General features: G+C 64.9%; 22 protein-coding genes and 2 pseudogenes. 17 read left to right on the top strand and 7 right to left on the bottom strand.

The window, feature by feature from the left end; translation table 11 throughout:
- Positions 1-57: 57 nt before the first annotated feature.
- Positions 58-441 (top strand): helix-turn-helix transcriptional regulator, encoded by a 384-nt coding sequence (locus LPC10_RS25640; RefSeq protein ID WP_345968862.1) that lies wholly within the window; start codon positions 58-60, stop codon positions 439-441.
- Positions 442-1044: 603 nt separating this feature from the next.
- On the opposite strand, the gene LPC10_RS01265 is transcribed toward LPC10_RS25640, so the two are convergent.
- Positions 1045-1593 (bottom strand): hypothetical protein, encoded by a 549-nt coding sequence (locus LPC10_RS01265; protein ID WP_165608638.1) that lies wholly within the window; start codon positions 1591-1593, stop codon positions 1045-1047.
- Positions 1594-1829: 236 nt separating this feature from the next.
- Between LPC10_RS01265 and LPC10_RS01260 the strand changes: the two genes are divergently transcribed.
- The 7 genes from LPC10_RS01260 (at position 1830) to LPC10_RS01235 (ending at position 13045) form a co-directional block, all read left to right on the top strand.
- Positions 1830-2663: a hypothetical protein gene (locus LPC10_RS01260; protein ID WP_231345097.1), complete on the top strand. Its 834-nt coding sequence runs from the start codon at positions 1830-1832 to the stop codon at positions 2661-2663.
- A gap of 71 nt (positions 2664-2734) precedes the next feature.
- Complete coding sequence (locus LPC10_RS01255) at positions 2735-4807, top strand: AAA family ATPase (RefSeq protein ID WP_231345096.1); 2073 nt, start codon at positions 2735-2737, stop codon at positions 4805-4807.
- Positions 4795-5697, top strand: a complete 903-nt coding sequence (locus tag LPC10_RS25635; protein ID WP_370644624.1) for a DUF6634 family protein — start codon at positions 4795-4797, stop codon at positions 5695-5697. Before LPC10_RS01255 ends, LPC10_RS25635 begins: the two co-directional genes overlap by 13 nt.
- 78 nt (positions 5698-5775) lie before the next feature.
- A complete protein-coding gene (locus LPC10_RS01250) occupies positions 5776-7815 on the top strand; it encodes a recombinase family protein (RefSeq protein ID WP_231345095.1) in 2040 nt (679 codons plus the stop codon).
- Positions 7816-8248: 433 nt separating this feature from the next.
- Positions 8249-10345: a recombinase family protein gene (locus LPC10_RS01245; RefSeq protein ID WP_063987225.1), complete on the top strand. Its 2097-nt coding sequence runs from the start codon at positions 8249-8251 to the stop codon at positions 10343-10345.
- 496 nt (positions 10346-10841) lie between these two features.
- Positions 10842-11876: a hypothetical protein gene (locus tag LPC10_RS01240; RefSeq protein WP_063987224.1), complete on the top strand. Its 1035-nt coding sequence runs from the start codon at positions 10842-10844 to the stop codon at positions 11874-11876.
- Positions 11877-11878: 2 nt separating this feature from the next.
- Positions 11879-13045 carry a hypothetical protein gene (locus tag LPC10_RS01235; RefSeq protein ID WP_131801306.1) on the top strand — a complete coding sequence of 389 codons (1167 nt, stop codon included), beginning with the start codon at positions 11879-11881 and terminating at the stop codon, positions 13043-13045.
- On the opposite strand, the gene LPC10_RS01230 is transcribed toward LPC10_RS01235, so the two are convergent.
- Both LPC10_RS01230 and LPC10_RS01225 read right to left on the bottom strand, forming a co-directional pair.
- Positions 13013-13669, bottom strand: a complete 657-nt coding sequence (locus tag LPC10_RS01230; RefSeq protein WP_231345094.1) for a hypothetical protein — start codon at positions 13667-13669, stop codon at positions 13013-13015. The two genes, LPC10_RS01235 and LPC10_RS01230, sit on opposite strands and share 33 nt — an antisense overlap.
- A 535-nt stretch (positions 13670-14204) precedes the next feature.
- Positions 14205-14390: an ATPase, T2SS/T4P/T4SS family gene (locus tag LPC10_RS01225; protein ID WP_231345093.1), complete on the bottom strand. Its 186-nt coding sequence runs from the start codon at positions 14388-14390 to the stop codon at positions 14205-14207.
- A gap of 195 nt (positions 14391-14585) precedes the next feature.
- Here LPC10_RS01225 and LPC10_RS01220 point away from each other — a divergent pair, with 195 nt between their 5' ends.
- The 8 genes from LPC10_RS01220 to LPC10_RS01185 all read left to right on the top strand — a co-directional run bounded on the left by LPC10_RS01220 (position 14586) and on the right by LPC10_RS01185 (position 21381).
- Complete coding sequence (locus tag LPC10_RS01220; RefSeq protein WP_131801314.1) at positions 14586-14894, top strand: hypothetical protein; 309 nt, start codon at positions 14586-14588, stop codon at positions 14892-14894.
- Between the two features lie 156 nt (positions 14895-15050).
- Positions 15051-15131: a hypothetical protein gene (locus LPC10_RS01215; RefSeq protein WP_231346937.1), complete on the top strand. Its 81-nt coding sequence runs from the start codon at positions 15051-15053 to the stop codon at positions 15129-15131.
- A 452-nt stretch (positions 15132-15583) separates the two neighbouring features.
- Positions 15584-16009, top strand: a complete 426-nt coding sequence (locus tag LPC10_RS01210; RefSeq protein WP_063987372.1) for a helix-turn-helix domain-containing protein — start codon at positions 15584-15586, stop codon at positions 16007-16009.
- Entirely contained in the window at positions 16006-17319 is a 1314-nt protein-coding gene (locus LPC10_RS01205) for a type II toxin-antitoxin system HipA family toxin (RefSeq protein ID WP_063987395.1), read from the top strand. Before LPC10_RS01210 ends, LPC10_RS01205 begins: the two co-directional genes overlap by 4 nt.
- Positions 17320-17645: 326 nt before the next feature.
- Positions 17646-18584 (top strand): LysR substrate-binding domain-containing protein, encoded by a 939-nt coding sequence (locus LPC10_RS01200; RefSeq protein ID WP_063987371.1) that lies wholly within the window; start codon positions 17646-17648, stop codon positions 18582-18584.
- 183 nt (positions 18585-18767) lie between these two features.
- Positions 18768-19955 (top strand): MFS transporter, encoded by a 1188-nt coding sequence (locus LPC10_RS01195; RefSeq protein ID WP_231345092.1) that lies wholly within the window; start codon positions 18768-18770, stop codon positions 19953-19955.
- Positions 19955-20929 (top strand): serine aminopeptidase domain-containing protein, encoded by a 975-nt coding sequence (locus LPC10_RS01190; protein WP_231345091.1) that lies wholly within the window; start codon positions 19955-19957, stop codon positions 20927-20929. The genes LPC10_RS01195 and LPC10_RS01190 overlap by 1 nt, the downstream gene beginning before the upstream one ends.
- Positions 20926-21381 carry a cupin domain-containing protein gene (locus LPC10_RS01185; protein ID WP_063987368.1) on the top strand — a complete coding sequence of 152 codons (456 nt, stop codon included), beginning with the start codon at positions 20926-20928 and terminating at the stop codon, positions 21379-21381. The genes LPC10_RS01190 and LPC10_RS01185 overlap by 4 nt, the downstream gene beginning before the upstream one ends.
- 4 nt (positions 21382-21385) lie before the next feature.
- Here LPC10_RS01185 and LPC10_RS01180 read toward each other — a convergent pair.
- From LPC10_RS01180 to LPC10_RS01165, 4 genes and pseudogenes are all read right to left on the bottom strand, one after another.
- Positions 21386-21601, bottom strand: a pseudogene (locus LPC10_RS01180) (transposase); the annotation flags it as partial.
- A 576-nt stretch (positions 21602-22177) separates the two neighbouring features.
- Positions 22178-23002: a hypothetical protein gene (locus LPC10_RS01175; RefSeq protein ID WP_063987366.1), complete on the bottom strand. Its 825-nt coding sequence runs from the start codon at positions 23000-23002 to the stop codon at positions 22178-22180.
- Positions 23003-23009: 7 nt separating this feature from the next.
- Positions 23010-23513, bottom strand: coding sequence for a GNAT family N-acetyltransferase (locus LPC10_RS01170; protein WP_063987365.1), 504 nt, complete (start codon positions 23511-23513; stop codon positions 23010-23012).
- Positions 23514-23516: 3 nt separating this feature from the next.
- Entirely contained in the window at positions 23517-23816 is a 300-nt protein-coding gene (locus LPC10_RS01165; RefSeq protein WP_063987364.1) for a DUF1778 domain-containing protein, read from the bottom strand.
- 204 nt (positions 23817-24020) lie between these two features.
- Here LPC10_RS01165 and LPC10_RS01160 point away from each other — a divergent pair.
- Positions 24021-24455, top strand: a pseudogene (locus LPC10_RS01160) (transposase); the annotation flags it as partial.
- Between the last annotated feature and the right edge of the window lie 65 nt (positions 24456-24520).

Genomic DNA, 24520 nt, shown 5'->3' with positions numbered 1-24520 from the left:
CAGCTATCGGCAACTCGAGTTGCGATTGACGCACTCGTCGCCGCCTCAGTCCGGGCAATGAACTCGACCAGCTACGCCGGCACTCGTGCTTCGTGCTCCGGAAGCACTAGGCGGCGCTCCGGTTGCGGTCAGGCAGGCTCCAATGGCGATTGTGACTTAAAGTCCGTCGCCTTATCGTCCACAGCCGCGCTCGATGCGCGGGTGAAACGTACGCATCCAGGTGCTCTCCGTGAGATCCTCGCGACGAACCTGCGACGGATCCGAGCCGAGAAGGGGCTCAGCCAGGACGCGCTTGCGGACCTGTGCGAGATCGATCGCACATACATCAGCGGTGTCGAGCGCGGTCTGAGGAACGTCTCGATCGATACCCTGGAACGGTTGGCCACAGGACTCCGGCTCGAGCCTTGGCTGCTCATAAGGCGACCGGACGCCGACCGCTGACCCTGGTCCGCAGACGCTCGGCCCGGCCAGCACCGCGGCGTAACGGTGCACGGTCCGCACCGGTCTGCGTGTTCGCATCGATCAGACTGATCTCGCCGTCCGCATTGCAGGCGAATCTTATCCCTCCTGCCTGAAGTGCCGCCAGCACCGCTCGGACGTTGCGAGACTGGGTTCGGCATCCTCCTGCCTCCAGCATGACGATGGTCCGCCGCACGACGCGAGCGTTCCGGGCGAGTTCGTCCTGGGTCCAATCCAGAAGAACCCGTGCGGCGCGGAAGTGCCGCGCGCTCAGAAAATCGAAAGTTTCGCTTGCATTGCAGCCAATGTGCATTATCGTCTACAAGACTAGGCGAGTGATTCGGCACAATCGATCTTGCGCCGAAAACTGACCTCCGAGGCCGGCGGGATCGGATCGACATCCGATACCTTCAAGATCGGCTGCATACGCGGCTTCGTCAAGCGAGACGACCCGCGTCGTTCCTTCGAATAAAGGAACGCGCTCGCCTTGCACGGCAACGTGCGGCGTAGCGGAGCCCATCCGATCGACATCCGCAGATGCGCGGCCGTCCTTCGACGGCCGAAATCGACGGTCGCCGCATGACCTCACGTCGTCCGATCCCACGCCGGCGTGCCCGGCCCCTGCTTCCGTTCAGCTGGCAGACGTGGCGTCGCTGTGCCGACGCCAAACGCCTCGGCTACGAGGCATCCGTGCTCGCGTCGGTCCACGGTGCCACGCGCCTCGGTCTCGATCAGGAACTCTGTCTTCTGCTCGCGCGAGCCGGACTGGGGGAAGACGCGGTCGCCGCGGTCCGCCTCCGCGGGGCGGGCCGCGATTACGGCGTGATTCTTCCGACCCGTCGCACCTGGAGGCACTCGCAGCTGCGTGGCCTCGTCCATGCGGTCGGCGTCCGGGCAATCGCAGGCGGTCATCGGGTCCTGATCGTTCCGCCCGACGACGTGCAGCGGGAGCCGCGATTGGCCAACGCCCATCACATCTTCCAGAGGAAGCTGGTTCCCTCTTGCGGCGACTTGGAGGTGGTCGCCCGGCACGTCGAGGAGCTCGGCGGCGAGGCCTCGCTCGCCACCTGCGAAGGCGCGCTGGCGAGTCCCCTCGCCGAGGAGCGAATCTTCGGTCTCGTCTTCGCGGGCCATCTGGAGATCGATCTCTCGATCGCTTTGACGGAACGAAGCGTCGTCCGCCTCAGGCAACCCGGCTGGACGTTCGATTGGGCTGCGCTCGGTTGGGGGCTTCTTCGGAGCGACGGGGGCGATCCCGTCGCGTCGTCCGAAGCCGCCGCGGCATCCCGTCGGCGCTAGCGCGCGGCAGCCACCCCCAACGGCATCACTCCCGCCTTCTCGTCGGAACCGTCCTCAATGGAGCCTACGCCATGGTCGGCAGCGGCATCGTCGTAGAGTTTCCCTCGGGTCGTCCCGTCGTCGCAGGGTCGTCGCGCGGCGCCCCGAACCGTAGCGTCGCCAGGATGGTGCGGAGGCTTTCCGGCATCGGGCGCGCGGATACCTGCCCCGAGCCGGACGCGCCTTTCCCGATCAGACTTCGTGAACTGGCCGGGGTGAACGACGAAACCGTCGACTGCCTCGCCGGTCTCGTCCGGAAGGGCATCGTTACGCCGACCTCGGCAGCGAGACTCGCCATGCGGCATGCGGACGAGTGCAGCCCCCGGCGGCCGGTAGGTCGGCCGATTGCGACTGGTGCGGCATGCTACGAGCTGAAGCTCGCAGGCGATCCGTTTGGGCAGTTCGCTCTCCATCTGCAGGGACGGAGCACCTGGATCGTGTTCGCGCCCGCGAGAGGCCTCGGCTACCTGGCGGAACTCTCCGTCAGCCTTCGGAGTCAGGCCTGTCTCCTGATCGGCAGCGATGCCGGTCGCCGCATCACCGTCAGGCTCCTCGATCCTGCCACTTGGCGCCGGTGCATCGGCGATCTCTCCGCCGGCGGCGCTCGATGCGGGAGCCGACACGTCCTGCTGATCGGCGGATTGCCCTGCCGGGAGCCGGAGAGATCCTGCGCTCTGATCGAGATCGAGCACGCCATCCGTCGGGGTGGCAACACCGTCCTGATCTCATCGAACCTGAGGAAGGCCGGCAATGCCGGCTATCCGGCTCCTGTTCCGGAATCCGCGCGCGAGTTGATGACCATGATCGAACTGACCTTTCCGGGGCTGATCGAGGCCGACGCTTCCATCGGAGGCCACGCGCGATGAAGGGGCCGGCGAAACCACGCGAACCGGGTGCGAAACGTCGATCTCGCGCGATCCCGCGAAGCGGACCCGACGTGGTCCGCCATCTGCTTCAGCGGTTGCAGGAGCAATCGGCGGCCGAATCGGGGTTTCTCGAGTTCTGCGAGGAGCCGGAGCGGTTCGGACCCGAGGTGGCCGGTGCGGCCGTCCTGTTCGGGTTCGCCCTGGCGTCGCGCGAAGGCCTTCTCCAGCGGCTGGAGAACGCTGCGCCGGTCGTGATCGTCGAGGTCCCGCATGCGGAGTGGATCGAGCCGATGGGGATGGCACTGGAGGCCTGCTTCGGGTCGGCGCCGACGCGACCCGGGAATTGGCGGAAGGATCGACCGAAGCTCCAGGAGGGGCGAAGGGCGATCGTCGTCGAAGCGGTGGCCGGACGCATCCATCCGGTATCGAGAAGCGACGGCGGCACGGCGAAGGCGTTCCGCGAGCACAGGCCGCTGATCGGAGTCCTGGCAGGTCAGCATACCGGATTGCCGGTCGATCTTCTCGAGACCTGCGAGGAGCGGATCGTCGTCGGCGACCTCGACCCGGAAGGTGTGGAGTTCGTCGTCGACCATGTGGTCGGCGGCATCGCGAGGCGGCGCCTGACGGCCGGCACGGCCGCCGCGGTCGGACCCCGCGATCTGCGAGCCGCGATCCACCGGGCGAGGGGCGCGGACGGATCGATCGATCGGCTCGCCGCGATGGTGGAGCGGCGCCTCGAGCGCTGCCGCGCTGCGGACGGGCTACGCCTGCAGGATCTCGCGGGGTACGGGCCGGCCGCGGATTGGGGCTTGGCGGCGGCAGCGGATCTGTCGGCATACTCTCGGAATAGGATTTCCTGGTCTGCGTGCGAGCCGGGAGTTCTGCTGGCGGGCAAACCCGGAACGGGAAAGACATCCTTCGCTCGGGCGCTTGCCTGTCAGGCGGGCGTTCCTCTCCTCGCCGGATCGCTCGCACAATGGCAGTCGGCCGGCGAGGCCCATCTGGGCACCACGCTGGCGGCGATGCGCGGGTTCTTCGAGACAGCCAGGAAAGCGTCACCCTGCGTCGCCCTGATCGACGAGCTCGACTCCTTCGGCGACAGGCGGCATTTCTCCGGCCACAATCGTGCCTACTCGGTCCAGGTGGTGAACGGCCTTCTGGAATGCCTGGACGGAGCGGGCGGGCATGCCGGAGTTCTCCTCGTAGGGACTACGAACCACCCGGATCGGATCGATCCGGCCATCTTGCGGTCGGGACGGTTCGATCGCTGCTTCACCATCCCTCTTCCGACGATTTCCGACCTCTCCGCGATCTTGCGCCAGCATCTCGGCACGGATCTCGCGGATGCCGATCTGACGGATGTGGCGAGACGCGCGCTGGGCGGTACCGGTGCCGACTGCGCCGCCTGGGTCCGCCGTGCCAGAGGCAGGGCGCGCAGGGCGGACAGAATGCTCGCGCTCGGGGATCTCCTGTTCGAGATCGACGCATCCGCGCCGTCGCGTGGAGAAGCGGAAGATGCGCGCCTCGCGACGCACGAGAGCGGACACGCGGTGGTGGCACATGCTCTCGGATTCGAACTGCAGGCCATCGTTCTGCACAGGTCTGCGGAGGGAGGAGGTTCGACGAGCTTCCGTTTTCCCGACCGCTACGCCACGCGCGCGAACTTGCTCGACCTTCTCGCAGTCTATCTCGCCGGACGAGCCGCCGAGGTGCTGGTCCACGGCGCTGCGAGCACCGGGGCTGCGGCCGACCTCTCTGATGCGACGGCGATCTGCAGACACATGCACTGCAGCTGGGGCTTGGGAAGCCGGATCGCGGTGTCACCGCCAGCATTGATGCCGGCGAAGGTTTCGGCCTTGGTCGAACGGGATCTCCGCAGAGCGTCCGATGCCGCGACGTGCATCCTCGTCGAGCGGCGTCGCTGTCTCGACGCGCTCGCATCGACGCTGACGCAGCGACGCTCTCTCGACAGTGCCGAGATGGAAGCGATCCTGCAGCCGCCGGTCGAATCCGCGGGGGCGGGCACGGCGGTTCCCGACAATGAGAGTACCGTCGGCCTTTCGCGGAGGCCGAAGCCCGGGCGCGGCAAGGTCGTGTCCGCCCGGATGCACGCGGACGGCGGAGCATCGCCATGCCGATCCTGAACCGCGGGCCCGGCCCGTTCCCGCACCTCGCGCGTCTCGCATGCAAGCTCTCTGCCCTCGCGGAAGATCTCCAGCAGATAGCGCGCGGGGAGCACCCGACCGAACGGGTCCTTCGCGAGGCTCCCATCCTGATGGACTGGCGCGTCTCCCTCTCCCCCATGCCTCACTTGGTCGGAACGGTCGTCGGACATCCGGAGATCGCTGATGGACGGATCTGCAGAACGAGCGAACTCGTCACCTTCGACCCTGTCTCGGGGTACGCCCGGACGTTCTCGAGGTTTTACCGCCTCGGGCCGTGGACTGCGGAGCGGGACCGGAGCCGGGAAGGCCGTGCCCCGCGCACAGCGGAGCCTCTCCGCGGAGACGTCCGCCGCAGCCGGGCCTCCGGGCCGCCGCGAGTCGGTCGCAGGTTCGGAACCTCGCCGGATCATCGGAGGACGGGGCCGCCCGGATCGTGCGTCCGGAGGCAGCGACGAACCGGGCAGGCCACGATCCGAAAAGGGCACACCGGGCGGCCCCGATCCTGCGGCACCGATGTCGGAATCCTACGTGGCGTTCGTGTGCGCTCTGGCCAATTGGGCGGCCGCGGGTCTTCTGCGGGAAGGATCGCGGCACGATGTGAAGGTCAACCGCGGAGCTCGGCCGTCTCCAGCGAGTCGAACCTACGACCTCGAAACCGTGGATTACAGGTTCGAGGACTAGCCGACGGCGTCTTACCTGCGCGTCCGATTCGCTCGCGACAATCAAGACCTTTCGAGAAAATATATATCTTGCCCCATGCGCACGATCGTATGATCAAAGGGGTGTCGATCCGACGCGAAAGGCCAATCGATGCTTTTCCATGCCCACAGAACCGCGAAATATCAGTTCGACCTCACTGCCCGAGTTAGAAGCATGCATTCTCCATCGCCCCGATCGATTTACATGCAGCGAGCGTTGCCTCGCCTGCTCACGAAAGACCTTTCGTCGTGCTCGAAGAATACGATTCCGAGGACAGCAACCCGCTAGACCGTCTGATCCGCGATTGGATCGCACGGCACGAGGGCACGCCGGAGCCGCCTCCTGCTACCGCACCCTCCATAGCGTTCTATCTGCGCAGATCCTCCGCCGATCCCCTCTACTTCAGCATCGGCGCACAACTGAACGCCTGCATGGCCCACGCCCAATCCCTGGGCCCGGAATTCGATCGGGAGCGTCTGCTGTACGTCGACCGCCACCGGTCCGGCAGCACGACCGTCGGCCGCGAGGGATTGGCGGAGATGCTGGCCGCGGCTCGTGCCGGCAAGTTCCGCATATTGGCCGTGCGTAGCATCGACAGGCTGACGCGAAGCGCCACCGACGCCGCCCGTCTGTACGAAATCCTGTCCAGCTACGGCGTGTCGATCCACGTGGCCGGTAAGGGCGAAGTCCAACTCTTCGAGATCCTCATGCTCGCCCTATCGGCACAGCGCGAGCGCGAACGCATGCTCGAAGCGATCGCAGACGGAAGACGCAGAGCAGCGTCGAGAGGCGGCCTGTTCGGGACGTGGTCAACCTACGGATACGACCGGATCGAAGGTCCGGACTGGCGGATCAATCCGGAGCAGGCTGCCATCCTGCTCCGCTGCTTCCAGGAACTGAACTCCGGCAAGAAGCCGAGCGAACTCTGCAGATCGCTGAACGCCGAACGCATCCCGGCGCCGGGTGGCGGCCTGTGGGAAGCGAAATCGTTGTTCAGGCGCGGCTGGGGAGCGTTGGACAGGCCGATTCTGAAGGGGCTGTTCGTCTGGGGCATCCAATCAAAAAAACCCGTCGTCCTGCGCAGGCCCGACCTCTCGATCGTCGAGGCGGACGTATTCGACGCCGTCAACGAACGTGCCGGAGTGACGTCGCGTATGCGGAAGCCCAGGACGAGAGCGCCATTTCTCCTCGGTCTCGTGCGATGCGCCTGCGGCGTCAAAATGAGAGTCACTGAGGATTTCGCGGTGGGAAACATGTACTGCCACGTCGCGCGCCTCGGCGGCCACTGCGATCGGAAGAAGGGTCTGCAGTTCAGCGTTCTCGCGCGGCAGGTGCTGGTCTTTTTCCGCGACGAGATTCTCGACGCAGACCGTGGTCCGATGTTGGAGGAGATCCGTAGGGCCGAGTGGCAGGAGTTAGTCGAGGAGGTCGCCTCCCAACGCGACGGGATCGCCGCCGAGATCGAGCGCATCGGGCGCGAACTCGACGCACTCTCGCCCGAGGACGCCGAGGAGATCGATCCGTCGGTCTCCGCTGCATGCTGCGAACTCGAGTTGGAGCATCACAGGCTCTCGGAGAGATCGAAGAAGCTCGTCGCGCCGGCCTTCCGCGCGCTGACTCGGGAGGACGCCGAGACCGACCGGGCGAGTATCCTGAGGATCATGGAGCGCCTCCCCAGGATCTCGCGATCGGAGGAGGATCTTCGTGTAATCGGCCTCGTCCGCAGCATCTTGAGCGAGATCGAGCTGGACATCCAAGAGGACGGCTGCCGGATGCGGCTGTGGTTCGGCGTTCCCGAAGCCCCGAGCGGCTTGCCGTCGTGCGGGAGATCGGCGGAGCGCTCTCCGGAACGATGGTTCCCCCATCCGCCCAAGGGTCCCATGCGGTATCCCGAGGTCGTCCTCGGCCACCACAGACGCGCCGAAGCGGGAGCCTTCTCGCTCGACGACGACGATTGGGCGGCAGTCCAGCCCGTCTTCGACGACGTTCCGCAACTTCGTGCAGGTGGCCGGCTCGCGGCGGAGGCCATCCTGTTCGTGGGAGCGACGGGGCTCGGGCCGAGATATCTTCCGGAACGCTACGCGCCGTACGCCTCCAGCATGATGGGTGCTCCGGGGCCCGATACGATGTGGCGCCGTGTCTTTCCGATCCTGAAGGCGCGCCATTCGCCTATCGTGGCCGACATCGGCCCAGCGAATCCGACTGGAAAACGCCCGTACCAGCGTAAACTCGCACATCCGGTGCCTCCGCTCGACGACCCCGGTCCCTGGTCGGGGCCTGCCGCCTGAGTTCAACCCGTCCGGCCCGAGGCCGGACTGGGGCACAGCCGAAACCCTCTTTCGACTCGAAGGAGAGATCCTTGCAACCATCCCGATGCGCGCTCGCGATCGCGAGCGTGTACTCCGGCCTTTGCCGCCGCGTGGCTCCGAGACTTGGCCGGATGCCGAATGGGATCGTTCACGGCGCTCCGCTTCGCGTGCGCAGTTCGGACACGCGCCGGACCGGGGATTCCGTCGAACGTCGGCTGGCCCTCTGCCGGGATGCCCTCGCCGACCGATCGAGGCGTCCGACCGCTTCCGATCGGTGACCGGTCAGATTCAGGCCGCCGGGTTCCGACCAAACTGACCGACCTCTCTCCGTCCGGTCCGGGAGCGTCCGCGACCAATTCCTTCGCCGTCCCCGGTCGCACCCGCGATCGGGCGGCTCACCGATACCGAACCCATGAACAAGTCGACCGATCCCGACGATTTTCCGGCCGAGCTGCAGTCGATCCGCAAATGGATGCGCCGCTTCGAGGCGGAGGCGGAAGTCGCCCCCGCCTCCGCCGAATGCGTGATCTACGCACGCTTTTCCGGGCGCGCGCAGAAGGAAGCCAGCATCGAACGCCAAGCCGAGGTGTGCACCGGATACGCGGCGCAAATGGACTTCGAGCTGCGTTCCGAGCATCTGTTCGCGGACCGGGGCAAGACCGGCGACTCGCTGGACGACCGCACCGCCCTCGAAGAGATCCGTCGGCTTGCGCGCAGCAAAGCGTTCGGAAGGCTCCTGTTGTACGGCTGGGATCGCCTGTCGCGCCGTTCCGCCGACGGGATGATGCTCTTCGACGAGTTCACGGCGCTCGGCATCGAGATCCACGTGGCCACGGGCAGCGCTACGGGACGCGTCGATCTCGTGAAGGCCACCTTCCTCAGCCTATGCGCGATGGAGGAGAGGGAGCGCTTCCTTCGCACCACGAACTACGCGCAGTGGGTGGCTGCGGGAAAAGGTACGAACATCGGTGCCGTTCCCTACGGCTTTCGCACGGGACGTGGACGCGGCGAGATCGTCGTCGAGGAAGAGGAGATGAAGGTGGTGATCCGCATCTTCACCCTCTTCGTCGTCCACCGCATCAGTCCGCGCAAGATCGCCTACATCCTCAACAAGGAGGGAATCCAGGCTCCACGCGGCGGACTTTGGTCGCAGGAAGCGATCGCCGGATCGCGCATTCGCTGCGGCGGCATCCTGCGCAATCCCAAGTACATCGGCTGGCTGATCTACGGCCGCATGATGAGGGTGCGGACCCCGGGTAGGGCCAAGACGGTCACCCGGGTTCGGTCTTCGACACACTGGAAGAAGGTGTACAGGCCCGAGTTGGCCCGTGTGGATCCGGAGCTCTGGCGCAAGGCGAACGCTCTTCTCGACGAGACTGCGTGCGACGATCGCGACGAACCGAGGGAGCGTCGCAGCAGAAGCGTGCTGGTCTTTCATGGCAGCTACCGGTGTGTCTGCGGGCAGAAGATGTTGCTCGGCGGCCAGGGTGTCTCGGGCGTGCGCAGACTGGTTTGTGCGGCCGCGCTCAAACACGGCACGTGCGATCGCAGAGGCAGCACGAGTTCGCTGTTCGTGGAGGCGGAGATACTCAGGGAGATCCGGGACAACATCCTTTCGGATCGGGCGGTCGAACTGTTCGAGGCCGAGTTCGTCGTCGCCGTGCAGCGTGCACGCGACGAGGCGTTGCGCACCCGTGCCGTTCTGACCGAACGGGTCGGCCAGATCGACCGTTGGTTCGATGCCAGCGTCGACAGGTCCGTTTTAGCCGGTCTGACCAGCGATCAGGAGATCGGACAGCGCAAGCGCTTGAACGACGAGAGAGAGCGGCTCGCGAAGGAACTCGCGAACGTGCATGTGCCCGATAGTACGGTCGACTTGGCGCAGATCGCCATCCCGAAGATGCGGGACGAGATGAACAGGCTGATCATGCGCATGCCGCTGAAGGACCCGACCGAAGCGGATCTGAAGCTCGTGTCCGCCCTGCGGAGGCTGATCGATCGAGTGGCGATCGACAGAATGCCGGGACAGGAGGGATACACGCTGATGATCGACGCTTCGCTCGTCGGTCTGTCGGCGTGTCAGACGACAGCATCGCGCGGCTTGGCCATGCAGAGGTTCGTCCGCGCCTGCGCTGCCCCCTGCTCGGGGCGGGTGCGGACGCCCGAACTCATGGATCACCTCGCCGGGAAGGCGAAGACGAACGATTGGAGCACGAGCGAGGAGGACTGGTCCGTCGTCGCGCCCGCCTGGAGCGGATGGGAGCATCCGAAGAAGCGGTTGTACCTCGACGCGACCCTGTTCTATCTGCGCAGCGAGATCCTGAGTCTGAGTACGCTTCCGCCGCCGTACGACGACGAGTCGATCGAGTACGGCGTGAAGGTGATGATCGCGAAGGGGCACTGGGCGTCCGCCTTGGCGGCCTTGGAGCAGGTCTGCTCGCCGGCCGTGGCGAACCTCGATACGTCGCGGCTCGCCGCGAAGACGAGGAGGCTCGCGGCCGCTCGTTGACGGCGTACGAAGCGGCGATCGCAGAGGTCGTGTCCCGAAACGAATCGTCGGCTCGGCCTGCCCTGCGCTTCCGACTCCGACTTCGATCCCCACTCCTGTTGCGCCCCTGATGCCGGCCTCACGACGCAAGCAGGGGAGTAGCCCTCGGTGGAGGTGTAGCGGACCGCCGGACGAGCGAAATGCGCAGTATCGCATTAAGTGCCTGCGAACGGACCCGCGGTAGAGGGATGAAGCCGTAGCTCCTTCCTCCACCTGCGCCGTGCACCCGCTGTCCGGCCAACCCGGATCGGGCCGAATCTTCGGCCGGCGCACCGACATGGCTGACACGAGAGTTCTGCGGCTGTGCCCGATCCAGATTTCCTTGAGGGACGTCGGGCCCTTCGCGACCCCCGATTTCGTCGTGATCCCCTTTCTGGGGCCCCACCGGACGAGCGGACAGCACGATAGGGGGCGACATCGGAGCGGGGAAGCCCGCAGCCCCGAACTCAGTCGCCCCTTGCGCCTTCCCACACCGGACGAACGCGCCCGTTCGCTCGCCAATCTCTGCTTCTTCCACGAGGTGACCGGGTCCGGGATCACCACCGTCCTCGACTGCATCTTTGCCCTCTGGGATCTGACGTCTCCGACCGGCGCACGGCCCGGTCGCGCGGCATCGAAGCTCGGAATCCGTCCGGGATCGGAGGTTCAACTCGATCTGCTGGCGACCTGCGACTTCGAAGGCCGCCGCATCGAATGCGTGTTGAGCCTTTGGATCGGAGGCACTTCTCCTCCCCTGGCGTGGAGCGACTCGCTCGCTTCGGAGAAGCCTTGGGGTGCGACCGAATGGGCGGCAATCGCATTCGATCCGATCGGACTGGAGCCGAACGAAGGAACGAACCTGTTCGGCCGGGTGCTGCTCGAAGCGGTGCGCGCAGCGGAAGGCATGGCTGCGGAGGACGAAACACCATCGCGGACGTATCCGGGTGCGGCGGACGGCTGCCGCCATATGCTGCCGACCGTTCTGCGGTTCGGTCGCGGTGCCCTGGACCGGGGTGGAGGATATGCCGTTGCGCGGTCGCTGTCGCTCGAACCGCCCATGGACGAGCAGTTCGAACGCTCGCTGCGTGGCATGCCCGAGGCTGAGCGGGAAAGCTTCCTCCTCGAACTCTCGGATGCCGTACTCGTAGATGGCGAGGACGCCCCGCCACGCTTCCTACTCGCGGAGGACGGTTCCGGTCTCGCCCTGGCTCACGGTGGCAGACTTCATTCCCTGTCCACGCTGAACGCACCGGAGCGCACGCTCCTGGCACTTCATGCAGCGGTCCTGCTGCATCGAACACGGAGCACCATCGTGCTGATTGAAGGTATCGACGGCGACTTCCATGCGGACGATCTGGATTACCTGCACCAATCGCTCGCCCGGATTATCGAACAGGATCTGGGATCGATCGTCATGGTTGCGGCGAGATCGCCCGAGGCATTCATGTCCTTCGTCGAGCATCCGTTCGGAGACCGGATCGTCATCGGCGGCGCCAGGACGTCGGGGTTCTGAACGTGGTTCAGGACATTCACGACTATACTTGGCGCGCTCGCTCGAAATGGCACGAAGGTGAGCGCATCGTCATCTACGTGGAAGGAACTGACGACGCCACCTTCTACGAGCGAATGGCCGGCCCGACGTTGAGCCAGTACATCCAATTCCGTGCTGCGCTTGGCCCGGAGGGGCAGCGGGGCGGCTATCACGCTTGGAAGGCGATGAAGGCCCAAAGGGCGGCGCACGGAGGCGGCGCGCTGTCGGCGACTCTCAATCGAGCCTACTGCCTCCTCGACGGCGAAGAAGCGTATCACGCCGGCTGCCTCGACATGTACCGATATAGCCGTCATTTGATTCTAAATGCGACACGGGATTGGATGCCGATCGACGACGAAAAATATCGCACAATAGATGATTTGGACGGTGTTCTGTTCCTGGCGTGCTACGAGATGGAAAATCTCTACCTGCTGCACGCAGATTTGCTGCGCACCATGTCGATGAGTTGGCCGGAGAGAATCCAGCTGTTCGGAGAGACTGTTGAGGTCGATCAAGCATGGAAGATACTTCAGCGTACTTTGGTGCTGTCTGAGCTGACAGCTTTCGCAAAATTTTATAACGTAGAGGAGAGCGAATTCAGCAAAATCATCGGCGCACTCAAACGGAATTCGCAGAGACTGGAGCCGCTTCTCTCCAAAGCTCTCGAGTGCCTGGAAAACTGCCGTCAGTCAGGAAAGCCGAAGGAACGGATCGTACCAAGAAATGTCTTGCGAGCCGGAACATCTCTGCTCCGCCAAAGGATACAAAAAATAATGAGCGAAGACGAGAGGATAAAGAGCTTTCATCCATACCTCCTTACGCGGTGCGACGGAAAGACTTTTAGGAATTTAGCGCTCCCCAACACTGGGAATCTGACGGAGTACTTTCGATCGCAGTTGGTCGGCAATGGATTTGCCACATACTTCCAGATGAGTGTCGTCGATGCGCTGCAAGGCCGAAGGACGTGGAATCGAAGGTATGAGCCATTCGGCGAAGGTGGTTCGAGCGACGTGGCGAGACCAGACCCTTGGGCAGGGCCCGGCGACGAGGTATCGTTTGGCCGCGGACGGTTCAGCATGACCGCGAGGCGGCGCTCGTGGAGGGCGGCGCCACCGCGCCTACCTGCCGAAAACGACGACGGGCCGCGATAGCTCGGCCCAGACATGTTTTTCCCACATGCAGAAGCGCCGGATGGCTTTCTCCTCGATGAGGCGAACGCATTCGGCGTAATCATCAGTCCATCTATGCCCCCAATCACTCCAAAATAGATTGCCGTCCCGGTCCCTGTAGGACTCGATGTACCACCGTTTGCCATCCTCTTCGTCGGCAAGTATGATTGGAAATCCTCGGGGTATCGTCTCCAAGAATTCGAAGTCGAGACTCTGTAGATGAGCCTTCGGCCAGCCTGTGCATGTTTCAACAGGAAGCTCCAGGAGGGTTCCACCGCCCGGCCACCACACGGCTCGAAACGTCTCGTCGGCCTTCTCCTCTACATCGTAGTCCATTGAAGAGTATTTGAACTGAAGAAGAGCTGACATCAGCAGGCTAAGTGCCTCCTGGGCCGCCTGGAGGTCGGCGGTTTCATCTCCCACGATGCCGAGATGACCATCTGCTCCACGCATACGCACGGCGTACACCAGCGCGCCCGTTGCATCGTTGAAACTCACGATGTGGGGGTAGCCACATGGGAAGCGGTAGATCGCTTCGGCGTCGCTAGTAGAAGCTGGTACGGGCAGGCCGGGTGAGATCGGAGCAGTAATCCAGGAACGCTTCACCGCGGGCCGATCGCCGAGTGAAACTTGCATCATTGCACCCTCCAGGTCGTCGGTCAGGTTCGGTATTATGTCCTAACAAAATGAGCGCCGCAGACGAAAATTGCAACTCTTGTTCGAGTGCCCTTCTGTGGGCCTTGAATGGTGTTTGTGGCAGCGTGAGTGCCGCTTACTCCTGCCTTAAACACCATGTTGAAATCAAAGAACGTCCCGCAAATAAGCCAATATTTATCAGAATGTTATGTTGCTTGCGGGGTGGCTCAAGCCCACATGCGAGCGATCGGGGTGCAGGTTACTCCCATACAAGAAGCAGGCTTGCGAGCCGTAAGGCCGTATCAATCACTGACTACTTTAGGTTGAATTTCTGCCTAAAAAAGAAGCCCCTGCATATGATGGTTTTCCTATTACATTGAGCTGACTTTGCGCTTACCGTGGTTGGCCGGTCAGCCCCCGGTGGAAGTTCTACGTGTTCCTTTCGGTGAGAACGCGTTAGCGGTTTGAACGGGCCAGACCCCGCATTGCGCAGCCAGCGCGTACCCTAGGTGAGTTCCTTGAGGGCGGCGTAAAGCGTGGTGGTCTTACCCGATCCGGTCGGACCGGTGACGAGGATCAGGCCATGGGGGCCGAGAGTGCTCGACGCAGGGCAGCGACGACAGAGTCGATAGCCCGAGTGCTTCGAACTCAAGCGCGACGGCGGAGCGGTCGAGGACGCGCAGAACGACACCCTCGCCGTGGGCGTGAGGCATGGTGGCGACGCGCAGATTGCAAGGGCGGACGGGATTGAACGGTCGGCTTCGAATCAGCCTGAAGCGTAACAAGTTCGTGCAGTCAATAGTAATGTTGTCGAAAGCAGCACACTGCCACCTCTTGTGTGAGCTTGCGTTCGTCTTATTTCATAGTTGTTAAGCTGGAGCAAAGCATGACTGGTTTTTTCCGCACCGATATCTCGGGTGGCGGCGGCTCGTACTCGGGCGCTGCTGCAATCGTCAACGGCAAGATTGCTGGCCTGGACAATGGAGGCGGGCAACTACGTGGCACCTACGAGGAAAAGGACGGTAAGTTTGTCGGCTCCATCAAGGTCAGCGTTCCCGGTGGTGGCACGCTCGCATCCGGTGCACAGGTCGGGGCCGGGCAGTCTGTGGACGTTCCCTTCAATGTCCCCGCCTCGGCGCTCGACGGCCATCAGTTCAGCCTGACTGTTGGGGGCGTCCGATATCGGTGCGCCTGAAGAAGCTCGCCGATCTCTGACCTTTGCCGGCGTAGATGCTCAGTGACATGGCCCCGTCCGGCTTCGGCTGGGCGGGGCTTTTCGCGTCTCGGGCCGTCTGGCACCTGCCCTTCAGCGTGAACGCTGCAACTCGGCTACGGGTCGACGTCAGCGTTCGTGTACGCCTTCCGCACCCAGTTCGGGTGCAGTCCACAAGCCTACATGCGCGAGCAGGTCGCGAAATGGCCCAGCCCATAGCGAACGCTTTCAGTGCCTCCGTGTGAGGACGGTGTACGAGAGGCCTTGTCCCGACGCGACTTGACCACGTCTGCCAAGGAGGCGCAGGTTTGCCTGCGCAGCAGCCGGGAGCGGCTGCCGGGTACCGACGATGCCTGCCAGCGCGGCGTTGCGGGGCCATGTGGAAGAGGCTCCGGTGATCGCGCTTCCGGCCGCCCTTGAGGTTGGGTACCTGCTCGGTCTGCACTTCCGGGGCGGGAGTGAGCCATCCATGGGCGGCCCCGGTCTGCGCCTCGATCTCACCCCTCACGTACAATCCTCGCACCATCCGGGAATTCGCCATATAAGGCGAGATGTGCCCGTTTAGTGGGATAACTCGCCATTCTAGGCGAATAATCCCGTATCGGCATTGAATCGTCATAAGAGGCGAATTATCTGTGTTTCCTCCACCAATTCGCCGGATGTGACGAGTCATGCATCTATCCCCCCTCCTGACCGACGATGCCACGCTCGGCGAGATCGGCAATCGGTTCATGCAGAGGCGCCTGCAGCGGAACCTCACTCAGGCCGAGCTGGCCGCTCGGGCGGGCGTGTCCAAGAGGACGATCGAGCGCCTTGAGGAGGGCGGGTCGAGCCAGTTCGCGAACGTGGTCAAGGTGATCCGCGCCCTCGACCTGTTCGACGGCCTCGACCGGCTCGTGCCCGAGGTCGGCCCGAGCCCGATCCAGCAGGCCAAGCTCCAAGGGCGCCAGCGCAAACGCGCGTCCGGCACCGCGGCCAAGGCGGTGGCCAAGGGGGGGGCGGCCGCCGTGGGCGCCGGTAAGCCCCGGGTCGCCTCGCGCACCAAGACGGCGGCCAAGGGCTCCGGCAAGGCGTGGTCCTGGGGCGACGCGCGGTGACCGTCGCCACCGTCCGCCTCTGGGGCACCGACATCGGTGCCGTCTCGCTCGACGCCCAAGGTGGCGTCGCCGCCTTCCAGTACGACCCCGACTTCGTCGCCGCTCCAATCGACGTCGAGCTCTCCCCATTCAAGATGCCGCGCGGGGAGGCGCCGTTCTCGTTTCCCGAACTCGACCGGAAGGCATTCCACGGGCTGCCGGGCATGCTCGCGGACAGCCTGCCCGATAAGTACGGCAACGCCGTCATCGACGCGTGGCTCGCCTCGCAGGGCCGCGCCCCGGAAAGCTTCGACGCCGTCGAGCGCCTCTGCTACATCGGAACCCGCGGCATGGGCGCCCTGGAGTTCGCGCCTGTGAAGGGACCCTCTTCAGGCAAGTCGCAGACCGTCCACCTCGATGCGCTCGTCCAGCTCGCCTCCGACGTGCTCTCCAATCGCGCGGCTCTGGCCCAATCGTTCGCGGAAGGGTCGCGCGAGGCCGCGCTGCGCGAGATCCTGCTCATCGGGACCTCGGCCGGCGGAGCCCGGGCCAAGGCGGTCATTGCCTGGAACCCGGACACGAACGAAGTGCGATCGGGCCAAGCCGTGGCCGAGCCGGGCTTCGGCTACTGGCTCCTGAAGTTCGACGGTGTGGCCGGCAACGGCGACAAGGACCTGCGCGACCCGCAAGGCTACGGGGCCATCGAGTACGCCTACTCGTTGATGGCCCAGGCGGCGGGCGTCGCCATGGGCGACACCCGCATCCTCGAGGAGAACGGACGGCGGCACTTCATGACCCGCCGCTTCGACCGGGAGGACGGCGGCGGCAAGCTGCACATGCAGTCGCTGGCGGCGTTGGCGCACCTCGACTTCAACCAGCCGCGCACGCACTCCTACGACCAAGCGTTCCTCGCCATCCGACAACTCGATCTCGGCATGGACGCGGTCGAGGAGCAATTCCGCCGGATGGCCTTCAACGTCGTCGGGCGTAACCAGGACGACCACGTCAAGAACATCGCCTTCCTGATGGATCGAGACGGCACGTGGAGCCTGTCCCCAGCCTACGACATCACGTGGTCGTACAACCCGCTCGGGGACTGGACCTCGAAGCACCAGATGTCGGTCAACGGCAAGTGGGACGGCTTCGCCGTCGAAGACTTCCGAGAGACCGGGCGCCGTGTATCCCTGAGGCGCGGCCGCGCGGTGGCCATCTTCGACGAGGTCGTGCAGGCGGTCCGGCGATGGCCGGAATTCGCCGCAGAGGCCGGCGTGTCCGATTTCCACCGGGAGCAGGTGGCGAAGTCGCTGCGGCTCGCCCTGCCGGACAAATGAGGCGGCCTTCTTTCGCACGGGGCGGCACGCGCGAGGCCTGGACGGCGATTGCGCGGCCTCGTCCCACGGCCGAACGCCGAGGCGGACGCGAGGGCCTATCTTCTTGAGACTTGACCCGCCTCCCGATTCAGATCGTTTCCCGACTTGCGCGAGCCCTCCCGCTGCATGCCCCTGACCCGATCCGCCGACCACAGCTTCCGACGCAGCTAGAGCAGGTCGGGCGCCCGCCAGATAACAGACCCAAGCGCGCGGTGCCTCTTCGAGGCTGGTGTCGGAAGCTGAACACCTGCTACGCTTAGCTCGTCTCACGCCGCCCCGGAGGACGTATGCGAATACGTACCCCACCGCTCTCGACCCTCAGGCTATTCGATGCCGCCGGTCGCCATCTGAGTTTCACGCGGGCAGCGGCCGAACTGAACGTGACGCCAAGCGCCGTCAGCCATGGCATCGTCGGCCTGGAAGACTCTCTGGGCGTCAAGCTGTTCCTGCGGGAGGCGGGCAAGCTCTCGCTGACACGTGAAGGGGCAGACTACCTCACCTATGTGTCCGAGGCCTTGTCGCTCATCATCGTCGGGACAAAGCGACTGCCGACTCCGCATTCCGGCAGATCCATCGCGATCAGCTCTGCGCCGACCGTCGCCTCGCGGTGGCTTTTGCCGCGGCTCTATGAGTTCCGGTCTAGGTATCCCAGGATCGCGATCACGATGGACACCTCGCACCGACAGGTCGGCTTTCCCGTCGACGGCTTCGACTTCGCCATTCGCATGAGTCGTATCCCGGTTTCGACAAGGCACTGGACGCGCTTGTTCGGAGAATGGCTGGTTCCCGTCTGCAGCCCACGCTATCGCGAAGCCGTCGCCGATACGGAAGACGGGATCGACTTGGCCCGCGCCACGACACTCCACGTCAACTCCCTCAGCGAGGACTGGCAGGCTTGGCTCGACGCCTCGGGAGCAGCCGAGCTCTCCCCGAACGGAACCATGCACTTCGATACAATTCAGCTTTCGCTCGAGGCGGCTGCCGCGGGCCTGGGCGTTAGCCTCGGGCGAACTGCGCTCATGGAGCGCGAACTTCGTGACGGGATACTCGTCAAAGTCGGGAAGGCCGTCCCAGCCGCGACGACCTATTGGCTCGTCAGCTCGGACAGGGTCGAGCATGACCAGGATCTCCGCAGTTTCAAGGACTGGCTGCTGGCGAAGGCCGAAGCCTTCGCGTCGGATCAAGCTGAGCACTCGTCTCCGGCCGCGCATCCCTCCGTCGGCTAAGCTCGGCCCGGCTGCCGCGACGAGGCTCCGCCCCCTCGTGAACGTTGCTCATCGGTGGTGGAAATCTTCTCGTTTGCCGCGCCGGCACCCGCTTGCGACCTTTCCCGCCGGAGGAGCCGTCCGATGGCAGAGTTTCCAAGCAGGTGGATGTCACCGAGACGCAGGCGAAGCACGAGGCTCGTCGTGGCGGCCGCAGCCCTGGTTCTGAGCGGCGCGATGGGGATCCGGCAGACCTTCGGCTTGTTCCTCGGGCCTTTCTCTTTCGACCAAGGGATCCCGGTGGCGACGGTCGCCCTCGCAATCGCTCTCCACAATCTCGTCTGGGGTTTCGCCCAGCCCTTTGCGGGGGCGGCGGCGGACCGCTACGGCGTCGCACCGGTCGTCGCCCTCGGCGCCCTCGTCTTCGCGGGCGGCCTCGCGCTCGCCGCCCTAGCGCCGTCGGGCCCGATGCTGCTGCTGGGGATGGGTCTGATGGTCGGCATCGGCATCAGCTGCACGAGCTTCGGGGTCGTGCTGACGGCGGTCGGGCAGGCGGCTTCGCCCGCGGAGCGAAGCTCGGCATTGGGATTGGCGAGCGCGGGCGGCTCGGTGGGTCAGGTTCTGCTCGTGCCCTTCGCCGAGACGATGACGTCGGCCGCAGGCATGACGGCAGCCCTTCTCGCCCTTGCCGGCATCATCCTCGCGGTCGCCCCCCTCGGCGTCTGGCTCGGCCGCGGCGGCCGTCGATCGGCGGCCGACGTCGAGGCGACGGACGGCCATCTGTCCGACGTGCTCGTGCAGGCCTGCCGAAACCCCGGCTACCAGCTTCTCACGCTCGGCTTCTTCACCTGCGGCTTCCAGCTCGCCTTCATCGCGACGCACCTGCCGGGCTACCTCTCCCTCTGCCACATGCCGGCGGGTCTGAGCGCGACGGCGCTCGCCCTGATCGGCCTCTTCAACATGGCGGGAAGCTGGGGCTGCGGCTGGCTCGGCGACCGCTTCCGTCAGCAGCACGTCCTCGGATGGCTCTACCTGATCCGCGGTGCCGTGATCGGTGCCTTCGCCCTTGCGCCCAAGTCCGAAGCCGTCGTCTTGCTCTTCGCTGCTGCCATGGGCCTGACCTGGCTCGGCACCGTCCCGCTGACGAGCGGTCTCGTGGCGAAGGTGTTCGGAGTCCGCCATCTCGGCACGCTCTTCGGCATCGTCTTCTTGAGCCACCAGATCGGATCGTTCCTCGGCGCGTGGCTCGGTGGGGTCGTACTGGATGCGACCGGTTCCTACGGCCCGGTCTGGGCCGCCACAGCTCTCGCGGGCCTGATCGCTGCCCTGCTTCACTTCCCGATCGACGACCGGCCGGTCCCCGCCACGCCGCCCATGCCGGCGCGAGCGTGATGACGCCGGTGATCGACGCCGCCGGCACCGTCGGACGCGTCCTCGCCGAGGCGGTCGCGATCCGGTGCCGGGACGGCTACCTGCTGCACGGCCACCTTTGGCGCGCCGACCCGCGGCGGGAGCCGATCCCGGGCGTAGTCGTCGTCAATCCGGCCACCGGGGTCCTTGCGCGCTACTATCACGCCTACGCACGCTTCCTCGCCGGACACGGCTTCGACGTTCTGACCTACGACTACCGCGGAATCGGCGCATCTCGACCGGCCACCCTGAAGGCGCGCGGCATCCGCTGGCGGGATTGGGGCGAGCTGGACTTCGATGCCGTCGTCAGATGGGCGAACGGATGCCGGGGCGGGCCGCTGTCCGTCGTCGGACACAGCATCGGCGGCTTCCTTCCCGGCTTCGCGGAAGCCGCCGACCGCGTGGACCGCTTCCTCACCGTCGGCGCCCAGTTCGCCTACTGGCCCGACTACGCCGCTGGCAGCCGGCTCCGCATGGTGGCGAAGTGGCATCTCGCGATGCCGGCCGTGACGGCCCTCGCGGGCTACTTCCCGGGGCGCCGGCTCGGCTGGCTCGAAGATCTCCCAGCCGGCGTGGCGTACGAGTGGAGTTTCCGTCGTGCCCGCATGGAGCTGAGCTATCCGCCGGGCCAGCGTGAGGCGATCCTCGCCCGCTTAGCGGCCGTCGGAGCTCCGATACTGGCCGTCGGAACCACGGACGACGAGTTCGGGACGCCATCGGCGATCCGTCGGGGACTCGGCTACTACACCTCCAGTCCGCGGACGCAGGTCCAGCTGACGCCGGCAGAGCTGGGTGCGACGGCGAGCATCGGCCACTTCGGCCTTTTCCATGCCAGCTGGAGCGGCACGTTCTGGACAAACGCGTTGGGCTGGCTGCGCGACGGCAGAAATCCTTGGCCGGAAGCGGTCGTCCATGCCACGCCTCCGTGCCGCTGCGACACGGAGGCTTCGCGATGACCAACGACTGTCCGGCCATCTTCGCCGCCAATGCCCCGGTCCGGGACAAGCCGAGCAACTACCCCGAGCTCTTCACCTCACGAATGGAGGGACGGATCAAGCAGCCGCTGGGTGACCTGTTCGGCCTCAGGAACTTCGGGGTGAACCTCACACGGCTGCGGCCAGGCGCGGTGTCGGCTCTCCACCACCGCCACTCGCGCCAGGACGAACTCATCTACATCCTCGAAGGTGAGCCGACGCTGTTCACGGACGCCGACGAGATGCAATTGCGGCCGGGCATGGTGGCAGGCTTCCCTGCAAATGGGACGGCCCACCATCTCGAGAACCGCACCGATCGCGACTGCCTCATCCTCGAGATCGGGGACCCTAGCCGCGGAGACGTGGCGAGCTATCCGCAGGACGACCTCCAAGCCTTGATTGACCTGACCGGTATTTTGGACCGAGCCGAGTGAGAGGCTACTGCATGGCCGCTGCCAAGGGTAGGCGGAAGGCCAGATCGGGAAAGCTGACAGGCGCGGGCGGCCGGTAGCCCAAGGACGAGTGCGGTCGGACACGGTTGTAGGTGGTCTGCCAGAGGGCGATCACAGTCTGGGCTTCCTTGAGCGAGTAGAAGATCTCCTGCCTCAGGCACTCGTCGCGCAGTTTGCCGTTGAAGCTCTCGCAATAACCGTTCGACGGGACGTGACGATAAAGCGCCTCGTTATCCAGCGGCTCGCGCCCGCAGATCTGATGGGAGTTGCGGCCGAACCGGGTGGCGAGCTGGTGATACATGGTCTTTCTCCTATGGGCTTGGGTTGGGGCGCAGCGCTGCGCTGCAACCCTGCCCGTCGGCGAGACCGGGGTAGAAAGGTGCAAGAGCGACCGGGCCGGAGGGGGATCACCCGGCCTGCACGGAACGGAGGAACGACGTGGAGGAAGGCTGGGGAGACCGCCTCGGTCGAGCGTCAGGGATCCCTTGCGCCGCGCCAGGGGGCAGAGCCCCCAAGCCACCGGCCCGGCGAGAGCGGAGCGGCGGCCGGGCGCAGGGACGGATCAGGATATGAAGGCCGATGGGCCTGGCCTCCGTGAATCCTGATCGCCTTGTGATCCTGCCGCGATGCGACCATGCGAAAGCGCCCCGCCTGGAGCTTGCAGGCGGGGCGCGACGGCGATGGTTCAATCGGTGACGATCCTGCCCAGGTTGGCCTCGCCGCGGTACGCGGCAGAGTTCGCGTCGACGCCAAGTATGCGCAGTGTCACCTGCCTCGATTATAGGGGCAACGGTTCGCAGGCATTCCCGAACAACGCCTCGCTCTGCTCTGCGACAAGCTTCTGAAACTCCGCGTAACATCCTGACAGGCGAACGCATTGGGTTTTCAGTTCCTGAAGAACCGCGTCCAGCTTGAGCGGCGGTGTGCCACCTATTCCATAGGAGGGCGCCTTTCCGCCCTTTGCCCAAATACGCTTGATCGATTGGGATAGCCCAAGTTCGACCCGTGGCGTGAACCTGTGAGTGTGCTTGCTCCTGAAATCATCCGTGGCTGTCTTGTAGTCGCCCATATCGACGGTGTTGAGCGCCCGGTTCAGCTTCTTCCAAGTGCGCCAGGGTTTTGCGGCCTTGACCGCCGCCTCTTCCTTGATGCCCCAATCCTCCGGTAGAGTTGCGAGATCGTCCGTCCATCCGTCTCCCTGGGAAACGCAGTTCGCCTGATGGGACAGATGCGCGATTGCAAAGTAGAACCTGGCCTTGAGCGCGTATGGGCTGAGCAGCGCCGTCGAAGCCAGATCCTGCACGAACTCGTGCAGTAATTGGTCCGTCTCTCGGACATCGAGCCCTTCCATGACGCTGCCCCATGCTTCCAGACGCATGGTAAGGCCGATCAGGTGATTGATCCCGTTTGCGAGGTCGCGTGCGGCATCATCCGCGAGATCGCGATAGGCCATTTGTTGAAGGCCGAACTCGCTATCCAGTCGGACTGTCTGGGGCGGCTTGAACCACCCATAGGGCATGAAGGGTGCGAATGCCTTGGTTTCGTTGAAAGCCTTGCGGTATTCGACGTATTTCGAGGCGAGAAAATCGTCTTCCTGAGCCATCGCGATTTTACGCCTGCGTCAGCGAGGCAGCGATCGCCGCGATGGACCGGAAGAGAACGAGCGGATCATCGTGCGTCGGCAAAAAGCCGCGCCGCTGCCAGAACTGTGCAGCGTCGTCATCGATGGCATTCACCATCAAGGCCCGTCCGCCGACCAGGCTGGCTGCTTGCACGCAGCGCTGGAGCGCATGTTTGACGAGACCGGTGCCTATCCCTTGCCCCACCCAAGCTTCGTCCGTGGCGAGCTGGCCGAGAAGCAGACAGGGAACCGGATCGGGCGGCTGTCCGGTGCGGACCGCGCGCGGCAGAACGGCGGGCACCACCGCCGTCGGCGCCAGACCGTAATAGCCGACAACCCGCCCGGCCTCATGCACCACGAGAACGGCGGTAAAGCCCTTCGTCTGGTTCGACAGGGCGCGGGTTTTCAGCCAGTGATCGAGCGTCGGCTTGCCGCAGGAGAATTGTGAGACGTCATGCGCGGCCGTGATCGGTTCGGGAGCCGATAGGGGCACGGCTTACCGCTTCGGTTCATAACCGGGTTCCCAGGGCGCCGGACGCTTGGCCAGCTTTACCATCGCGGGGACCGGCATTGCGGGGGCGGCCAGAACCTCCATGAACCCGGCGAACCCTTCCGGGCTCATGCGGATGAAGCTTTGTTCCATGACCACTTCCTCGGCAGCGCGCACGGCGGCGTCGCGCACGAAGTCGGTGCGCGAGCGACCCCGCAGCGTGGCCGCTCGATCGATCATCGCGACATCCGACTCCGGCAATCGCATCGAGATGGGATATTCCTTGCGTTCTGCTGTGCTGGCCATGGCTTGACTCCTTGGCAGCAAGATAGGGAAATGTAGCGCAAAATGCAATACGGTCTTACGCTAAACGGGTGAGTCCGCATCTTACCGGAGCACTCTGGCTGCGAGCTTAATGAGTCCGCGACCTAGCACTACTTTGGCAGGTTGAGGGAACGCAGCGGGTGTTCGCGGCTTCGCATGCCACGGCGATAGACGTGGGTGATCGCGATGTCGGATGCGGGCGGATGGCGCGACGATCTGGATCGATGGCTGCAACCGTTCCTGGCTGGCCTGTCGCATCCGGCACGCCGGGCGATGTGCCCATCCTACGTGGCCGGGCTCATCGGCCTGGGTGATCGCAAGAGCGTCCAGCCGATGGCGGCTCGGGCCGATGGGGTTTCCTACGACCGGCTACACCACTTCATCGCGGCCGGGATCTGGGATGAGGGTCCGCTGCAGCGGGCGCTGCTCGGCGAGGCCGATCGCCTTGTCGGCGGGGCGGATGCGGTCCTGGTCGTCGACGACACCGCGTTGCCGAAGAAGGGCAACCGCTCCGTCGGGGTGGCGCCGCAATATGCCACGACGCTGGGCAAGACCGCCAACTGCCAGACGTTAGTGTCGCTGACGCTGGCACGCGGCGAGGTGCCGGTGGCGGTCGGCCTGGCTGTAAAGGGCGGACCAATTTTAGGCCGCCGTGGCGGAGTAAAACCAGGCCACGGACTGCGGAC

It is taken from the genome of Methylorubrum sp. B1-46 (assembly GCF_021117295.1).
Classification (GTDB): Bacteria; Pseudomonadota; Alphaproteobacteria; order Rhizobiales; family Beijerinckiaceae; genus Methylobacterium.
This window is presented reverse-complemented; position numbering and strand designations above follow the sequence as displayed.

Coding starts and splice junctions, on each gene's coding strand:
- LPC10_RS01265 (WP_165608638.1), bottom strand. CDS start 1,593: ATGGCCCGCGAAGACGAGACCGAAGATTCGCTCCTCGGCGAGGGGACT.
- LPC10_RS25640 (WP_345968862.1), top strand. CDS start 58: ATGAACTCGACCAGCTACGCCGGCACTCGTGCTTCGTGCTCCGGAAGC.
- LPC10_RS01165 (WP_063987364.1), bottom strand. CDS start 23,816: ATGGCCAGCACAGCAGAACGCAAGGAATATCCCATCTCGATGCGATTG.
- LPC10_RS01260 (WP_231345097.1), top strand. CDS start 1,830: ATGGTCGGCAGCGGCATCGTCGTAGAGTTTCCCTCGGGTCGTCCCGTC.
- LPC10_RS01185 (WP_063987368.1), top strand. CDS start 20,926: ATGACCAACGACTGTCCGGCCATCTTCGCCGCCAATGCCCCGGTCCGG.
- LPC10_RS01220 (WP_131801314.1), top strand. CDS start 14,586: ATGACTGGTTTTTTCCGCACCGATATCTCGGGTGGCGGCGGCTCGTAC.
- LPC10_RS01175 (WP_063987366.1), bottom strand. CDS start 23,002: ATGGCTCAGGAAGACGATTTTCTCGCCTCGAAATACGTCGAATACCGC.
- LPC10_RS01190 (WP_231345091.1), top strand. CDS start 19,955: ATGACGCCGGTGATCGACGCCGCCGGCACCGTCGGACGCGTCCTCGCC.
- LPC10_RS01200 (WP_063987371.1), top strand. CDS start 17,646: ATGCGAATACGTACCCCACCGCTCTCGACCCTCAGGCTATTCGATGCC.
- LPC10_RS25635 (WP_370644624.1), top strand. CDS start 4,795: ATGCCGATCCTGAACCGCGGGCCCGGCCCGTTCCCGCACCTCGCGCGT.
- LPC10_RS01245 (WP_063987225.1), top strand. CDS start 8,249: ATGAACAAGTCGACCGATCCCGACGATTTTCCGGCCGAGCTGCAGTCG.
- LPC10_RS01210 (WP_063987372.1), top strand. CDS start 15,584: ATGCATCTATCCCCCCTCCTGACCGACGATGCCACGCTCGGCGAGATC.